This is a genomic window from Sinomicrobium kalidii (assembly GCF_021183825.1).
GTDB classification, from domain to species: domain Bacteria; phylum Bacteroidota; class Bacteroidia; order Flavobacteriales; family Flavobacteriaceae; genus Sinomicrobium; species Sinomicrobium kalidii.
In genome coordinates this window covers 692,144-709,267 of record NZ_CP089211.1, presented here as the reverse complement: position 1 = coordinate 709,267, position 17,124 = coordinate 692,144, and the positions used below count along the sequence as shown (strand labels likewise).

The window sequence follows — 17,124 nt, the reverse complement described above, 5'->3', positions numbered from 1 at the left end:
AGCCTGAAGACCGAAGCTCGAAGTCTGAAGTTAGAAATACAATATTTCCATACTTCGAGCTTCGAACTCCGGGCTCCCGACTTCGATCAGTTTTTATATCTTTGTCAACTAAATAAAGGACATGAACATTTTTAAATTCCTGACGAGTAAAACCTTTCTGACCCAGATTATCATAGCGGTGGTCGTCGTAATAGCCCTTATTCTTCTGGCGCTGCAATGGCTTAAGACCACTACCAATCACGGTGAGTTTGTTACGGTGCCCGATCTTTCCAAAAAGACCCTTAACGAGGTGAAACAAACCCTGGAGAATGCAGACCTTCGGTTTGAAGTACTGGATTCTGCGAACTTCAACCCCGGGTATCCGAGGTATTCGGTGATTGAACAGGAACCCGGCGGGGGCAGCACGGTAAAGCGGAACAGGAAAATATACCTTACCATAAACCCTTCGGGCTACCGGGAGGTAAGTGTGCCCAATATCATACAGGTTACCCGGCGCAATGCCGAATCCATGTTGCGTGCGGTAGGCCTGGAAGTGGGTAGGGTGGAATATATAGACGAGATAGGTAAGGACATGGTCTATTATATACAACACGAAGGCAGGAAGATTGCCCCGGGCGACCAGTTTCCCAAAACGACCAGAATAGACCTCGTATGCGGGAATGGCGGAGAAGAGGAAAAGAAAAAAGAAGAAGAAACAGAAGGAGAGGAACCCGGGGATGTAAACAGTGAAAGTGATGGCGGAGCATAACGATATCGAAGAACAGGACGACGAATTATACGAACACTACAGTTTTAAGGCAGGTAAGGGACAGGAGCCACTGAGGGTAGACAAATACCTGATGAACTTTATTGAGAATGCTACGCGGAACAAAATACAGCAGGCCGCCAAAAACGGTAATATCCGGGTCAACGGTACTGCGGTGAAATCCAATTACCGGGTAAAGGCCGACGATGAAGTCAAGGTAATGTTTGAACACCCGCCCTATGAATTTCTCCTTACTCCGGAAAACATTCCCCTGGATATTGTGTATGAAGACGATGCATTGCTGGTGGTGAACAAACCGGCGGGGATGGTGGTACACCCGGGCCATGGCAACTACAGCGGAACACTTATCAACGCACTTGTCTACCACTTTGACAACCTTCCTGAAAACAGCGATGAACGTCCCGGCCTGGTGCATCGCATTGACAAAGACACGAGCGGGTTGCTGGTCATAGCAAAAACAGAACAGGCCATGACACACCTGGCCAAACAGTTTTTTGACAAAACCAGCGAGCGGGAATATACAGCCCTGGTATGGGGAAATGTGGAAGAAGACGAAGGGATGGTGGAAGGCCATATAGGCAGGCATCCCAAAAACCGCTTACAAATGGCCGTTTTTGAGGATGGCTCGCACGGTAAGGAGGCCATAACACATTACAAGGTGATCGAACGCTTCGGGTACGTGACCCTGGTATCCTGCAGGTTGGAAACCGGACGTACGCACCAGATAAGAGTGCACATGAAGCACATTGGCCATACTCTGTTCAACGACGAACGCTACGGAGGTGAAAAGATACTGAAGGGGACCACCTTCACCAAGTACAAACAGTTTGTGGAAAATTGTTTTAAAATATTGCCGAGACAGGCATTACACGCCAGAACCCTGGGATTTAAACACCCGGAAACCGGGGAATTCTTACGTTTTGACTCTCCGCTACCGGAAGATGTGACGGCCTGTGTGGAAAAGTGGCGAAATTATGCCCGGCATCGTGAGGTATAATTTTCAGAACTTTTATTTTAAAATTTGTCGCATTTTCCTACTTTTACAGGAACCCTAAAACATTAACCGCTACCCCTCATGAAAAAAACACTGCTTTCCCTTTTGGTACTTACACTTATTTTGCATTCCTGCAGGAAAAAGGAACCTGTGGATACCGTAGTTGTCAATGCCAATGTATATACGGTAAACGGTGCTTTTGCGAAAGCTGAAGCATTTGCCGTAAAAGACGGCAGATTCGTTGCCGTTGGCAGTGAAGAAGAAATAACAAGAAAATTTACGGCCGGAGAGATTGTCGACGCCAACGGGAAAACGATAGTCCCCGGATTTATTGATGCACATTGTCATTTTTACGGATTGGGGCTGAACCAACAGCGCGTTGACCTCAGGGGAACCGTGAGTTTTGATGAGATTGTGCAAAAGGTTACTGCCTTTCAGGAAGAAAAACAACAAAATATCATCCTGGGCAGCGGATGGGACCAGAACGACTGGGAAGTAAAAACATTCCCGGATAAGGAAAAACTGGATGAACTTTTCCCGGATATTCCCGTAGTGCTGGAGCGTATTGACGGTCATGCCTACCTGGTGAACCAAAAAGTCCTGGATATGGCCGGGATTACGGGAGAGACCGTTACGAATAACGGTGAGATCGTGCTGAAAGACGGAGAACCTACGGGAATACTCGTAGACGGCCCCATGGCCGGAGTGGATTCGGTACTCCCTCCGCCGGACAGGAAAACGCAGATACAGGCACTTGCGGATGCCGAGGAAATATGTTTTGGTTACGGACTCACCACTGTTAATGATGCCGGGTTGTCCAGGGAAATCATAGAACTTATAGACAGTCTGCAACGGATGGATGCCATGGATATGAGAGTATATGCCATGGTGAGCAATACTAAGGAAGATGTGAACTATTACCTGTCAAGAGGGGTACAAAAGAGCGATAAACTGAATGTGCGTTCCATAAAAGTATATGCTGACGGCGCTTTGGGGTCAAGAGGGGCCGCCCTGAAAGCTCCTTATACTGACAAGCCCGGGCATTACGGGGCGATGGTCACTCCCGTTTCGGAAATTGAGGCCCTCGCCGAAAAAATAGCTGCATCCGATTACCAGATGAATACCCATGCCATAGGAGATTCGGCCAATGTTGCCGTGCTCCGGGCATATTCCGATGTGCTGAAAAGCAAAGAGGACAGGAGATGGAAAATAGAACACGCCCAGGTGATCGCCCCTGAAGATCTTGATTATTTTGAAAAAGGGATCATACCCTCCGTTCAGCCTACGCATGCTACCAGCGATATGTACTGGGCGGAAGACAGGCTCGGCGAAAAACGCGTAAAAGGGGCCTATGCCTATAAAACCCTGTTGGACAAAGCCGGAATCATAGCTTTGGGCACTGATTTCCCGGTAGAACACGTAAATCCGTTTTATACGTTCTATGCCGCGGTAGCACGCAAAGACCTGGAAGGATATCCCGATAACGGGTTTCAGCCCGGGAATGCGCTAAGCAGGGAAGAAGCTTTAAAAGGAATGACCATATGGGCCGCGTATTCCAACTTCGAGGAAAACGAAAAAGGAAGTATAGAACCGGGCAAACTGGCGGATTTTATTATACTGGACAAAGACATTATGGAAGTTCCTCCGGAAGAGATCCCCGGAATGAAGGTGGAAGGGACTTTTGTAGGCGGAAAGAAGGTGTATTAAAAGAAGGCGATGAAAATCAGGAGAATCGGGTTATATTTGTGGTAAGGCATATTGTTTTATGTATACTCTTCCCGATATAAGAAAGCATTTTACGCCGCTTCAACCTACGGTAGGCGGTGGTTCTTCCGGTGTTGCATATAAAGAATTGTTTCCTGATCTGCGTTTGTGCAACCATATCTATTGCTATTGGGAATTAAAGACAACGCATCCCCTGGAAAATCCTTTTTCCTATAAGGTGGTGGCCGATGCCTGTACCGATATATTTTTCGAGGCAGACAACCCGGAGGAAATGTATGTCATGGGATTTACCACAAAGTATACTGAATTTCCGCTGGAAAAGAAGTTTCATTATATCGGTATCCGCTTTTTACCCGGGGTATTTCCGCTTTTGTTCAACATAAAGGGAGGGGAACTTACCGAACAGGTGGAAGGGTTGGGGGAGTTATTGCCGAAAATGTTTGAAAGGTTGTTGTTGTGTGTTTCCGGAGCAGTGAATTTTTTAAAGTATAAAGACGTATTTGACCGTTACTTTCTTGGAGCGATATATGATGGAAAATTTCGCATCGATCACCGCTTTTTTAACGCCCTGGACATTATACTGAAAAAGCAGGGAACATTACATGTACAAAACGAACTGGATACCGGGATCAGTCCGCGGCAATTACGCAGGTTATTTGAGTTTTACATAGGCAGTACCCCCAAGACATTCAGCAAAGTGGTCCGTTTTCAGCATCTCCTTAATGCCAGGCCTTCCGTACAGTGTTTAAGGGAAAACAAGTTGTTTTTTGATGCCGGTTATTACGATCAGTCGCATTTTATCAAAGAATTCAAAACCATGTATGGGTTAACACCATCCCTGGCATTAAAATCTTCAGAATAAAAAATCCGGAAACTTTCACAATGTGGAAAATTCCCGGATTTTTCGGGTACAATTAAAAAACTATTTTTCACTTACCGGGACTTTTACCCTGGTTGTATCCCATCCCAGGTACATGTCCGCTCCGTTATCGTTGGGTTCAAAAGTTATGGAAAAGGCCTCCAGAGCTTTACTTCCTGAACTTACGGCAGCTGTAGTACGGGCCACATCGTTGGCCTCGTCATAATCAAAAGCGCCCCATACATCCGTATCGCTGTTCAGAATAACCGTCCATTCTTTCATTCCGGGAATGGTAAAGAGCGAATAGGTCCCGGCCTTTACTTCCTTGTCTCCGAACATCACATCCTTGAAAAAAGTGATTTCCGTTGCTTCGTTGGCTCCCGTACGCCACACCTTGTCAAAAGGTACCAGGGTGCCGAACACGGGTCTGCCTTTCTTTTGCGGCCTGCTGTAAATTACCTTTGCAATGGGAGGGGCCTTGCGACCGGTACGATAATAGGCAATGTCGCAGGGACTTTTATCCAGTCCGCTGAATTTCTGGGCATGAGCCCCCGATACAAAAGCAAGTGTTACGGCAAGTATGAATATGCCAATATATTTTCTCATGGGTACAAAATAATTTATGTGTTGATATTTGTCCTAAGTTAGAAAATCTTTTTTAATTGTATCGGGCTCCGAAAAAACTTTTGGATTTTTTTATGATTTCAGCGTAAAATGATCTTTTAAGCTTGTAATGCCTGGTCCAGGTCGGCAATAACATCTTCCACATTTTCCAGGCCTACGGAAACCCTTACCAGGCCGTCTGTGATACTGACCTGCAAACGGTCTTCTTCACTTAGTTTACTGTGTGTGGTCGATGCGGGGTGTGTTGCTATGGTCCGCGTATCTCCCAGGTTGGCCGAAAGGGAACACATTTTAATAGCGTTCAGGAATTTTCTTCCGGCGTCCACGCCGCCTTTCACTTCAAAGGCTACAACACTGCCGCCTGCCTTCATCTGTTTTTTGGCCACTTCATATTGCGGATGGGATTTGAGGAAAGGATATTTGACCCAGTTGACTTTGGAGTGTCCTTCCAGAAAAGCGGCGACCTTCAGGGCATTTTCGCAGTGTTTGTCGACCCTTACGGCCAGTGTTTCGAGGCTTTTGGACAGTATCCATGCATTGAAAGGGGAAAGGGAAGGCCCGGTATTGCGTGAAAACAGGTAGATTTCCCTCACCAGGTCTTTTTGCCCTACGGTAATTCCGCCCAATACACGGCCTTGTCCGTCAATCAGTTTGGTTGCGGAATGCACCACCAGGTCTGCCCCGAACTTTATGGGGTTTTGCAGGTACGGAGTGGCGAAACAGTTGTCAATAACCAGGATAAGGTTGTGTTTTTTGGCAATATTTCCCAGCAGTTCCAGGTCCAGAATATCCACTGCCGGATTAGTGGGAGTCTCGGCAAACAGTATTTTGGTATTGGGCTGTATGAGCGATTCTATTTTTTCGGTTTCGTTCACCTTAAAATAAGAGGTGTTGATATCCCACTTCGGCAAAAATTTAGTAAACAGTGTATGTGTAGAACCAAATACCGACCGTGCCGCAACGATGTGGTCACCGCTGTTCAACAGGGCGGCAAAGGTGGAGAAGACGGCAGCCATTCCGGTAGCAAAGGCATAACCGCTTTCCGCGCCTTCCATTTTACATATTTTCTCTACAAACTCTGAGGTGTTGGGATTGGTAAACCGGCTGTAGATGTTTCTTTCCTTTTCCTCTGCAAAAGAAGCCCTCATGTCTTCGGCATCTTCAAAGACAAAACTTGAAGTGAGGTATAGCGGACTGGTATGCTCCAGGTATTTTGTTTTTTCCGTTCGGGTGCGTACGGCATCGGTTTCAAAATGTGATTTACTCATTATATCGTGTTTTATGCTTCGTTAATACGATGAATTTCGTTTACAGTATTTTTTTGGCTATTGCATTTATTTCTTCGGTGATAATGACAATATCTCTCTCGTCTGTCATCCAGTTCACAAAGGCGGCCCGGATGCCTTTTTTGCCATTGTAGACCGTAGGTGTCATAAATACTTTCCCGGTACGGTTTAAAGCTGTTAAGAACGATTGGACCTTGTCTTGATTTTCTTCCCCGGACAATGTAAAACAAACGGTGTTAAGCCTCACCGGGGCCAGGAGTTCGAAATCGGGATTTTGATCGATAAAATCTCCGAAAATCCTTGTCATTCCGATAGCATTCTCTACAATTTCCCGGTATCCTTTTTTACCGTATGCCATCAGGCTGAACCAAACGGGTAGCGCCTTCAGTCTCCTGGAGTTTTCGGGCAGAAAATTGAGGTAGCTGAAATTTTCCATGGGATCGCCGAGATAGGGAGCATCGGAATTCTGAAAAGTTTCCGCCTGCAGGAGGTTGTGTTCCTTCTTTATCAGGAAAAAAGCATTTTCATAGGGAACATTCAACCATTTATGGCAATCCACAGTGATGCTGTCGGCCTGTTCCCAGCCTTTCAGCAGGTGTTTGTGTTCGGGAGAACAGGCGGCAAACCCTCCGAAAGCAGCGTCGACATGCCACCAGAAACGGTATTTTTTATGCAATCCGGCAATGGCTTCGGCATCGTCAAAATCAACGGTGTTTACCGTTCCGGCACTCGATATGAGGATAAAAGGTTCGCCTTTCAGTTCCCTGATCCTGGTTTCCAGGTCAGCAATATCCATCGCTTCCCGGTTTCCCGGAAGTGTGTTGACCTTTGTGATATTCCTGCTACCCAAACCGAGCATGGCGAGTGACTTTAAGGATGACGAATGTGGGGTTGCCGTTAAAATATGCAACTTGTCCCGTATCCCGTCCTTGGCATAATCTTTTCCGAGTGCTTTCCCATACCATTGTCTGGCAACGGCCAGACAGCTAAAATTGGACATGGTAGCGCCCGTTACAAAACCACCGAAAAAATCATCGGGGAGTTCAAAAAGGTCCAGCAGGAGTTGTATGGCCTCCAGTTCAATAGCGGCCGAAATATCTCCTTCACCTCCGGTAGTCTGCGTATTCTGGTCGTATACCGTAGCCAGCCAGTCGCCTGCAATGGAAGCAGGAGTAGAACCTCCGGTAACAAATCCGAGATATCTGGGGCCGGAAGAAGCGACAATGATTGGTTCCAGCTTTTGGTTGAACCATTCCAGGGCCTTTTCTGTTCCTAGACCTTCTTCACGCAGTCCGTGATTATCACTAACCTGATGTTCGGTAGCGGTAGGCCTGTGGCGTAATGTTTTGAGGTAGTCAAGTCCCTGGGTGCATACTTTGTCGAGCAAGGCATCCAGGTTGCCGAGATCTTTGTGTAAATGATGGTACATCTTGTTGTTTGATATGGATTTTCGATCTTGAATCCTGAATATACAATCTTTTTAACTATCCTTTGTGGCCAGCCTCAGGATATCCCCGAATACCCCCCTGGCCGTTACTTTTGCACCGGCTCCCGCACCCTGCACAACAAGGGGCCGGGTTCCGTAGGATTCCGTATAAATCTCAAAAATGGAATCCGACCCTTTTACCTGTCCGAGGGCACTTTGTTCCGGGACGGAAACGAGTTTTACTTCGAGTATGCCCTTGTCCTGTTGCAGGTCGCCCGATAACTCACCGATGTACCGCAATACATGTTCCGGTTCCTGTTTTGCCTTGATTTCGGCATAGGTAGCGTCCAGTTCCTGTAATCTCGGCAAAAAATCGGAAGTTTTGCCGTTCCGGAGTCCCGAGGCTTCGGGGATAAGGTTTTGCACGTCAATGTCCTCAAATTCGTTTTTCAGGTCGAGTTCCCGTGCCAGGATGAGGAGTTTTCTGCCCACATCGTTGCCGGAGAGGTCTTCCCTGGGATCGGGTTCGGTAAACCCGTTGTCGATGGCTTCCTGCAGTACCTCGCTGAAAGGCCTGTCTTCCAGTGAAAAAGTATTGAACAGATAGCTGAGCGACCCGGAAAAAACACCTTTTATTCCGGTAATGTTCTCCCCGGAAAGGTGCAGTAATTTAATGGTGTCAATAAGCGGTAGTCCGGCACCGACATTTGTCTCGTAAAGGTACTGTTTCTGGTTTTTGTACAGGGTATCCCTCAGTTCCCGGTAGAAACCAAAGCTCAGCGTATTGGCGATCTTATTGGAAGAAATGAGGTCGAACCCGTTGTTTATCAATTCGATGTAATGATCTACAAAATCTACGCTTGCCGTGTTGTCTATGGCAATAAGATTTGCCAGGTGGTGTTTTTTGGCAAAGTCGATGACTGCATTTACTTCCGACGGTTGTTCACTTCCGGTAATCAAGTCTTTCCAGTCCTCCTGAATCCCGTTCTTGGCGAGCAGTAGCTTTTTGGAATTGGCCACGGCAAAGATGTTCAGCCGGATATTTTTGCGTTTTTCTATGGCATCGGCCGAAGAAAGGATCTGTTCAATCAGAGTGCCGCCTACCAGCCCGTGACCGAATATGGCGATATTCACTTTTTTGGAAATACCGAATATTTCGCCGTGGATAACATTCAGCGCCTTGTGCAGTTCGGATTTTCTGACCACGAGGCTCACGTTCTTTCCGGTTACGGTATTGTTGAACAGTAACGGTACAACCTGGTTTCGTATCAGGGCGTTATAGGGTTTGTGAAAAGTACTCAGGTCCTGTCCCACAATGGAGATCACGGAAACATTGTCTTCTGCCGATATCTTGTTGACATCCTTGGAATAGAAATCCTTTTCGAATTCCTTTTCCAGTTCCACAATGGCCCTGGTGGCTTTTTCCGCATCAACCACAAGCCCTATCCCTCTTTCGGACGAGCCCTGGGAAATAATGCTTACACTGATATTACTGTCGCCCAATGCCCGGAAAATCCTGGCATCGACCCCGGCTTTGCCCAGGAGTCCCCGTCCCTCAAGGTTGAGCAGGGCTACATTTTCCAGCACGGAAAGCGATTTGATACCTTCCTTGTTGGGCTGGGAAGTGATCAGGGTGCCTTTGTTGTCATTGTTAAAAGTGTTCAGTATCCGCAGCGGGATATTCTTTTCAATAAGAGGGATGATAGTCTTGGCATGCAGGATGGTAGCCCCGAAATTGGCCATTTCGTTGGCTTCGTTATACGATAGCTGCTCTATACGCTGTGCATCGGGAACCAGTTCGGGGTTTGCCGTGAAAATACCGTCTACGTGAGTATAGCTTTGTAACTCTTCCGCATCCAGGAAATTGGCTATCAGCGAAGCGGTGTAATTGCTGCCGTTCCTGCCCAGGGTAGTGGTTTCGTTCTTTGCGTTCGATCCTATAAAACCGGTAACGATATTTACCGTGTCGTGGTTGTGTTCTTCAAAATGTTGCAGGACATTGTCTTTGGACAGTTTTTCCAGGGGCTGGGCATTTCCGAATTTCTCATCGGTTTTAATGAGTTTACGGGTGTCGGTAAACACGGCGTTGATGCCCCTGTTTTTGAGGACTTCGGTGATGAGTTTTGCCGAAATGACCTCGCCTTTGGAAAGGATCTGGTCTTTTATTTTGTAACTGTAATCGCCCAGGAGGCACACGCCTTCGAAGAGTTTTTCGAGTTTGGTGAATTCGGGTGTGAAGTCCACAAAGTCGAAATCAGCCTGCTGATAGGTTTTGAAGGCCTCTAACTGTGTTGTGTAATCTTCGTTTCCGGCAGCTTTTTCCAGTATCTCTTCCAGTTCGTTGGTGGCGTTGCCCCTTGCGGACACCACTACGGTGATATTTTCGTCCTGTCTTATTTTGTCTTCTATGATTGCCAGTGCATTGTTAATGCCTTCTCCATTAGCCAGCGATTTGCCGCCAAACTTCAATACTTTCATCCTGTTCTTGTTTTTTCCTTTTTTAAATATTCCTCCTATGAGTTTTTCCAGTTGTTCGAATTCTATTAAAAAAGCGTCATGTCCGTGTACCGAATGTACTTCGCCGTAAGTGACCCTGTCGTGGGCCTGTGCCAGTTGTTTGTGGGTTTCCCTGTTTTCCTCCGCGGTGAAGAACAAATCGGAATCCACCCCGATAATGTGAATGTTGGCGTTAATGGATTCCAGAACGTTGAAATGTTCTTTTCTTCCCCTTGTCACATCAATGGTTTTCAATAACTGATTCATCAGTTTGTAGGCAGCCAGTTGAAAACGTTCCTGTAACTTTTTTCCGTGATGCATGAGCCAGCTCTCCACATTAAAGACCTGGAGCTCTTCGTTGGTGGTGCGGTTAAACCGGGTTTTAAAGGATGCCGGTGTGCGGTAACACAGCATGGCATGCATACGCGCATCGTGTACGGGCTGCTTGGAATTGACCAGAAACTGCTCCTGTACCTGGCAGTTGGCAATGAGCCAGTCGGTAGATTTCCAGTCGGATGCTATGGGGATGAGGTGTTCCGTGATATCCGGTGAAAGTACCGCCATTTCCCAGGCAATTCCACCTCCAAGCGAGCCCCCGATAAGTGCAAAGAGTTTTTCTATGCCGAGTTGTTCCAGGCCCAGGAGAAATATCCGGGCCATATCCCTGGCCACAAAATCCTTGTAGTTGTCTATGACAAAACCGTCGTAACCGTTGCCCGGCACATTGAAGGCCAGTATGGTATATTCAGCGGTGTCTATATCCTTGCCTTCACCGATGAGGTCTTTCCACCATCCGGTTTCTCCGGCAACTTCGGAGTTTCCTGTAAGCGCGTGATTCACCTGTATCACAGGCGCTTCGCCCAGGGGTTTCCCGAAAACCTGGTAAGAAAGCTGAATACAGGGAATTTCCACACCGCTGTCGGTGATAAACCCTGTAATATGAAGCTGATTCAGATTGCTTTTCAATGTAACCGTTTTTTAGTTGTATGTTTAAAATGTTACAAGAAAAGCGCAATACGGAAAGTTACTACCTTTGCCTACCGTGTGAAAAAGCACACGGTGTTATCTTTCCCCGAGCCGGGGTAGAATGTAGCACCTTCTCCACGGGGGAGGGTTGCTAAGGCTTCCCAGGGTCTATTCCCTCAGCCTTTCTTGATAACATCTAATATTTTTTTGAACTTTTTAGTCTTTCTGACGAGGTCCCGGCTGTGCCCGGTCCTACAGGTATTCTTTTCTCTTCCGTGATATGAAGACAAAGCATCAACTAAACGAAGGGCAAAGTAATGGAATTATAATGAAACTGGCAATACTTTTATATCAATTTTTTTCGATGTGCCGAACCGTATCGTATTTAAAGATTTCCAAGTATCCTGTCCATGATCCACGCCGTATGCGTAGCTGTTATTCCGGTAGAGGGATGTGTTGTATTGTGAATAAGGTGTTCCTTTATGTTTTTTACATGATATAATTGTATGTTTTCCGGGTGATTAACAAAAAGTTCCTGTTTTTCTGTTCCGGTGTCCAGTGTCAGCGGATTTTCGTCAAAAACGGAAAAACTCAGCTTTCCTTTGCTCCCGGAAATTTCTACCCGGTCTTCCCGGTGATGGCATCCGAAATTCCAGCTTCCGGTGCCGGTAATCCCGTTTTCATGTATCCAGCAGGAGGTTACGGCATCCTTTGCCTTATACAGCCCTTGCTGGTTAAGGCTTATGCCGTTTACTTCGCGGTAGTTCCCGAGAAGAAAGGCAAAGAGGTCCAGGCCGTGGCTGGCCAGGTCGTCAAAATACCCGCCCGGAGCGATTTCGGGATCGGTACGCCAGTTGTATTCACCGGAAAGATCAAGGTTGCCCGGAGGTTTGCTCAGATGCCAGCTGATATGCCTTATCTCACCGATCCTGTTTTCGTCCAGCCAGGTTTTTACCTGACGGAATCTTGGCAGGGAACGGCGGTAATAGGCTACAAACAGCGGAACTCCCGCTTTTTCAAACGCATTGTGGATCGCCACACTATCCCGAAAGGAAGGGGCAAGTGGTTTTTCTATACAGCAGGGTTTGCCCGTTTCGGCTACCTTGATCCCGTAATACTTATGTGTATCGGGAGGGGTGGCAATGTAGACGGCATCAACTTCGGTGTCGTTGATAAGTTCGTCTGCACTGGAGTAGTGTTTTTTTACATGATGCCTTTCGGCATAGTCACGGGCCTTGTCAGCGTTTCGTCGCATTACGGCCAGCAGTTCAAATCCTTCGGTTTTCTGATAGGCCGGGCCACTCTTTTTTTCGGTGACGTTCCCGCATCCTATGATACCCCAGCGTATTGGTAAGTCAGACATAGTATTTTTCGTTTAAATCAAACTTTTGCAATATACACTTTTATAAAAAAACCGTTATTTTCTTTTTTCTTGTGAAAGACCGGAAAATATCGTACTTTAACTCCTCACTAATCAATACTTTAGACATGAGAACAACAATCTTGAAATTCGGTTGGGCTATCCTCACGGTTGTAGTATTCCATACGGCTCTGATAGCACAGGACAAAGAAGAAAACACGGCTTCCATGAACGATGAACAGGCAGCCATGATGGAGGCCTGGAATGCTTATCGAACTCCGGGTGAAATGCACGAGATGCTGGCCGGGGACGCAGGTGAATGGAACGCTGAAATAACCCATTGGGCCGACCCTTCGGCACCCCCGGAAAAAGCCAAAGGTACTGAAGTTTGCAAAATGGTGATGGGCGGCCGTTACCTGAAAATATCCTTTAAAGGGGAGATTATGGGAGAACCTTATAACGGTACCGGAGTGATGGGGTATGACAATGCCAAAAAGGAATTTTTTGCTACCTGGATCGACGATATGGGTACGGGAATTATGGTGACCCGGGGAACTCCTGTTTCGGGAGAGGGTAATTCGATGGAGATGAAAGGTACTATGGTCGACCCGATGACGGGTAATGATATGAAAGTAAGAGAAGTCGTTACCCGTATTGATGAAAACCACCGCAAGATGGAAATGTTTCTGGAACATGGAGGAAAGGAAATGAAGACCATGGAAATAAACTATACCCGAAAGGAATAGAAGAAACAGGTGCGATGCTGATTTCCGATATCATGCTGATTCTCGCCGGAACCGCCGCTGCATTGATGGCCGGGCTTTTCTACACATTCAGTGTGGCTGTAAACCGCGGCCTGGGACGGCTGGGAGACAGGGAGTTCGTTATGACCATGCAGCACATCAATTCCGAAATACTGAACCCCTTCTTTTACCTGGGGTTTTTCGGTGCTCCGTTGTTATTATTGCTGGCTGCATTTATGCACAGCGAAGGCGGGGGAACATCGTTTGTATTGCTCCTGGTAGCTACCGTACTGTATTTTACGGGAGTATTTGGTGTTACCGTAGCGAAAAATGTACCGATGAACAATAAACTTGCAGAACTGACCCCGGAAACTGCTTCGGAAGAAGAAATTTCCGGGGCCAGAATGGCATTTGAGAAACCCTGGTTGCGTTGGAACCACATTCGTACCGTTGCCTCGGGACTAACGGTAGTACTGGTTTTTATTGTGGCTGTCCTTTCCTGATGATTTTTAGAGGGAGCCGGCTATTTTATCTACTGCATTTATGGTGTAATCCAGGTCTTCATAACTCAGCGCATCATTGAGGAACCAGCTTTCAAATGCACTTGGCGGTAAATGAATACCTTCGTTCAGCATGCCGTGAAAGAACTTTTTGAAAGTGTCGTTATTCCCGCTTGCGGCACTGTCAAAGTCCCTGACCTCTTCTGTTGTAAAATGTACCGATATCATGGAGCCCATCCTGTTGATTTGATGAGGCACTTCGTGTTTGGACAATACTCTTGCCATGCCTTTGTGCAGGTAAAGCGTTTTTTCTTCCAGGCTTTCGAATATTTCCGGATGCTGTTCGAGTTCTTTGAGCATGGCCAGCCCGGCACTCATGGCCAGCGGATTACCGCTCAGGGTACCTGCCTGGTAAACGGGACCGAGCGGGGCGAGATGGTTCATGATCTCGTTGCGGGAAGCGAATGCACCTACGGGCATTCCCCCGCCTATGACCTTACCGAAAGTAACAATATCGGCCCTGACGTTAAAAAGTTCCTGTGCACCGCCTTTGGCCAGACGGAATCCTGTCATCACTTCGTCAAAGACAAGAAGGCTGTCGTTTTCATCGCAAAGTGCTCGCAGTCCCTCGAGAAACCCTTTTTCGGGCAGGATGCATCCCATGTTGCCGGGCAGCGGTTCTATAATAACGGCTGCAATTTCGCCTTTATTGGCTTCGAACAGGTTTTTTACAGATTCCAGGTCGTTATATCCGGCCAGCAGAGTGTCTTTTGCCGTTCCCTGCGTAACACCGGGGCTGTTGGGTGAACCGAAGGTAACCGCTCCGCTTCCGGCCTGTATCAAAAAAGCATCGGAATGACCGTGGTAACAACCGGCAAATTTTATGATCTTTTCCCTGCCCGTATATCCCCTGGCAAGCCGGACTGCACTCATGCAGGCTTCCGTACCGCTGTTCACAAACCGTATTTTATCGACGTTCGGGACCATGGAGACGGCCAGTCGCGCTATTTCCGTTTCCGTTTCCGTGGGCATGCCGAACGAGGTGCCGTTTTTCGCCTTTTCCGTTACGGCATCGATAACGGGTTTGTGGGCATGCCCGAGTATCATGGGGCCCCAGGATGCGATATAATCTATCAACCGGTTGCCGTCTTCGTCATACAGGTAGGGGCCTTCGGCCCTTCGGATAAAGACCGGGGTGCCGCCTACGGATTTGAATGCCCTTACCGGTGAATTGACCCCGCCCGGGATATATTTTTCCGCTTCTGCAAATAATGAACTGCTTCTTTGGTATATCATAATTGTATATGAAAACTTTTTGAATTTATTTATTTTCGTTTGAGACGCACGGCCTTTTTCTTCTCGATTGAGACGCACGGCCGTGCGTCTTTACATATATATAAAATGTATAATCATTACCTGATTTTCAATTCCTGCCCTACGTCGATGGTATTGCTTCGCAACCTGTTGGCCCTTTTCAGTGCTTCCACGGTGGTGTTGTACCTTTTGGATATGGAATACAGCGTATCTCCGCGGCGGACGATATGTGTGTCGTCATTGTGGTGTTTTCTCCGTTTTTTTCGGCCGGATGCTTCCAGTACCTGTTCATCATAGGTGTATAGCCGGTATTTTTCAATAAGGCTTATGAGTTTTTGGGGATACCTGGGGTCTGTGGCGTAACCTGCGCGCCGCAGGCCTTTTGCCCAGCCCCTGTAATCGTCTTCGGGAAGGTCAAACAGTGAGGCATACCTGCTTCGGGAAGTCAGGAAAAGGGAATGGTCCCGGTAGGAGGTCATGGGGTGGTCGTATTTCCGGAAACACTCTCCTTTTTCATCGTCATCGTGATATTCCATACCGCCGGACCACCCGGTATGGCATTTAATTCCGAAATGATTGTTGGTCTTTCGGGTAAGTGCGCCCATTCCCGAACCGCTTTCCAGGATGCCCTGTGCCAGCGTAATGCTGGCCGGAATACCGAATTCACGCATTTCGTCCCGGGCTACGGGGGCGAACATTTTTATGTATTCTTCTGTAGAACTGATTTTCACAGGGGTGAACGCTCCTTTTTTTGTACTGTTGTCGTAGCGTTCTTCCGGCGGTTCGGGAGCTATCCTTACTGTTCTGTGTTTTTCCGCTTTCCTTTTCCGGGCTGCTTTTTTCTTGGAGCCACAGGAAGAGACAATCAGTCCCAAAACAAGAAGAAGTATAACTGCTATTTTTCGCATTTGTCAGTTGGTTGCCTTAGTGTCCGGTTAATCGGTTTACAGTGTTAAATGACCTCCCGGTAATTTATTGACTTTTATGTTATGAGCGGCAGGTTCTTTTTTTGCAAAACGCTATTCATTCCGGGGATACCCTGTAACCCCCCGGTATGAACGGCCAGTATTTTAGTGCCGCTTTTAAAATAACCGTCGTTTACGAGTTTTAGTATACCGTATATCATTTTACCGGTGTATACGGGGTCCAGCGGAATTCCGGTCTTTTGTTTAAAATCGTTGATAAAACAGACCAGTTCGCTATTGATCCTGGCATAGCCCCCGAAATGAAAATCATTTTGTAAACACCAGTTGTCCTTCCGGACAAATTTACGAATATCATCGGTTAAAAAATCCCCTTTGAGGGCGGGGAAACCCAATATTTGTTGACAATCTTTTGAACTGTTTATCAATCCGGCGATAGTGCCTCCCGTGCCAACGGGGCAACATATGTAGTCAAAATCCTGGTCTTCTGCAGTCAATATTTCCTCGCAACCTTTAACAGCAAGGGTATTGGTCCCTCCTTCGGGAAGCAGGTAAAAGTGGCCGAATTCCTTTTGTAACGGAGTTATAAAATCAGGGGTGTTCTTTTGACGAAAATCCCTGCGGGAGATAAATTTGAACTGCATACCCTGTTTTTCGGCAAATTTCAGGGTAGGGTTTCCGGCAATTTTTCCGGAGAGCTCCTCGCCGCGGATAATACCTATGGTTTTAAAATGGTGTTCTTTCCCGGCCGCTGCTACGGCTGCGATATGATTGGAATAGGCCCCGCCGAAAGTGAGTAATGTATCGTGGTGTTTTTCCTTTGCTTCCAGGAGGTTATATTTCAGCTTGCGGAACTTGTTCCCTGAAATATGGGGATGGAGGAGGTCTTCGCGCTTTATGTGCAGCGTTATTCCTTTTTCCTGAAGAATGTCCAGTACGATTTCCCGGTTCAAAATACATCACTTAAAGATCGCAAAGGTAGGAAAGAAGGCGAAGAGACGAAAGGAATAAAATGTTTCAGCAGATAGCTGTATTTTCGATTCGCTTCAACCGGGGTATTATGCAACACGGAGATTCACAAAAATGTACAAAGCTATACGGTGTTTCTGCAGTGCTCTATACCAGTCTTGTGAATCCCGGTG

At 47.0% G+C, this 17,124-nt stretch carries 14 protein-coding genes and 1 riboswitch; of the genes, 6 read left to right on the top strand and 8 right to left on the bottom strand.

Annotated features, from left to right (window positions below):
- Positions 1 to 121 precede the first annotated feature (121 nt).
- The 4 genes from LS482_RS02780 to LS482_RS02765 all read left to right on the top strand — a co-directional run bounded on the left by LS482_RS02780 (position 122) and on the right by LS482_RS02765 (position 4,347).
- A complete protein-coding gene (locus LS482_RS02780; protein WP_233030230.1) occupies positions 122 to 748 on the top strand; it encodes a PASTA domain-containing protein in 627 nt (208 codons plus the stop codon).
- Positions 735 to 1,763, top strand: coding sequence for an RluA family pseudouridine synthase (locus tag LS482_RS02775; RefSeq protein ID WP_233030229.1), 1,029 nt, complete (start codon positions 735 to 737; stop codon positions 1,761 to 1,763). The genes LS482_RS02780 and LS482_RS02775 overlap by 14 nt, the downstream gene beginning before the upstream one ends.
- A 78-nt stretch (positions 1,764 to 1,841) precedes the next feature.
- A complete protein-coding gene (locus tag LS482_RS02770; protein ID WP_233030228.1) occupies positions 1,842 to 3,467 on the top strand; it encodes an amidohydrolase in 1,626 nt (541 codons plus the stop codon).
- Positions 3,468 to 3,525: 58 nt separating this feature from the next.
- Complete coding sequence (locus tag LS482_RS02765; protein WP_233030227.1) at positions 3,526 to 4,347, top strand: AraC family transcriptional regulator; 822 nt, start codon at positions 3,526 to 3,528, stop codon at positions 4,345 to 4,347.
- A 60-nt stretch (positions 4,348 to 4,407) separates the two neighbouring features.
- Here LS482_RS02765 and LS482_RS02760 read toward each other — a convergent pair whose 3' ends face one another.
- The 5 genes from LS482_RS02760 to LS482_RS02740 all read right to left on the bottom strand — a co-directional run bounded on the left by LS482_RS02760 (position 4,408) and on the right by LS482_RS02740 (position 12,505).
- Positions 4,408 to 4,950 (bottom strand): DUF2911 domain-containing protein, encoded by a 543-nt coding sequence (locus LS482_RS02760; RefSeq protein WP_233030226.1) that lies wholly within the window; start codon positions 4,948 to 4,950, stop codon positions 4,408 to 4,410.
- A gap of 116 nt (positions 4,951 to 5,066) precedes the next feature.
- Positions 5,067 to 6,236: a trans-sulfuration enzyme family protein gene (locus LS482_RS02755; protein WP_233030225.1), complete on the bottom strand. Its 1,170-nt coding sequence runs from the start codon at positions 6,234 to 6,236 to the stop codon at positions 5,067 to 5,069.
- 40 nt (positions 6,237 to 6,276) lie between these two features.
- Complete coding sequence (locus tag LS482_RS02750) at positions 6,277 to 7,683, bottom strand: pyridoxal phosphate-dependent decarboxylase family protein (protein ID WP_233030224.1); 1,407 nt, start codon at positions 7,681 to 7,683, stop codon at positions 6,277 to 6,279.
- Between the two features lie 51 nt (positions 7,684 to 7,734).
- A complete protein-coding gene (gene thrA / locus LS482_RS02745; protein WP_233030223.1) occupies positions 7,735 to 11,142 on the bottom strand; it encodes a bifunctional aspartate kinase/homoserine dehydrogenase I in 3,408 nt (1,135 codons plus the stop codon).
- Between the two features lie 93 nt (positions 11,143 to 11,235).
- A riboswitch (SAM riboswitch) is annotated at positions 11,236 to 11,338 on the bottom strand.
- Between the two features lie 189 nt (positions 11,339 to 11,527).
- Entirely contained in the window at positions 11,528 to 12,505 is a 978-nt protein-coding gene (locus LS482_RS02740; protein WP_233030222.1) for a Gfo/Idh/MocA family protein, read from the bottom strand.
- Positions 12,506 to 12,630: 125 nt separating this feature from the next.
- Between LS482_RS02740 and LS482_RS02735 the strand changes: the two genes are divergently transcribed.
- Both LS482_RS02735 and LS482_RS02730 read left to right on the top strand, forming a co-directional pair.
- Positions 12,631 to 13,248, top strand: a complete 618-nt coding sequence (locus tag LS482_RS02735) for a DUF1579 domain-containing protein (protein ID WP_233030221.1) — start codon at positions 12,631 to 12,633, stop codon at positions 13,246 to 13,248.
- A 14-nt stretch (positions 13,249 to 13,262) separates the two neighbouring features.
- Positions 13,263 to 13,748, top strand: a complete 486-nt coding sequence (locus LS482_RS02730) for an anthrone oxygenase family protein (protein WP_233030220.1) — start codon at positions 13,263 to 13,265, stop codon at positions 13,746 to 13,748.
- A 6-nt stretch (positions 13,749 to 13,754) separates the two neighbouring features.
- Here the strand turns inward: LS482_RS02730 and hemL are convergent, their stop codons facing one another.
- The 3 genes from hemL to LS482_RS02715 all read right to left on the bottom strand — a co-directional run bounded on the left by hemL (position 13,755) and on the right by LS482_RS02715 (position 16,935).
- Complete coding sequence (gene hemL / locus LS482_RS02725) at positions 13,755 to 15,041, bottom strand: glutamate-1-semialdehyde 2,1-aminomutase (protein ID WP_233030219.1); 1,287 nt, start codon at positions 15,039 to 15,041, stop codon at positions 13,755 to 13,757.
- Positions 15,042 to 15,157: 116 nt separating this feature from the next.
- The gene (locus LS482_RS02720; protein WP_233030218.1) at positions 15,158 to 15,967 is read right to left on the bottom strand and encodes a glucosaminidase domain-containing protein; all 810 of its coding nucleotides are present in this window, start codon (positions 15,965 to 15,967) and stop codon (positions 15,158 to 15,160) included.
- 74 nt (positions 15,968 to 16,041) lie between these two features.
- Positions 16,042 to 16,935, bottom strand: coding sequence for a 1-aminocyclopropane-1-carboxylate deaminase/D-cysteine desulfhydrase (locus tag LS482_RS02715; RefSeq protein ID WP_233030217.1), 894 nt, complete (start codon positions 16,933 to 16,935; stop codon positions 16,042 to 16,044).
- Positions 16,936 to 17,124: the final 189 nt, after the last annotated feature.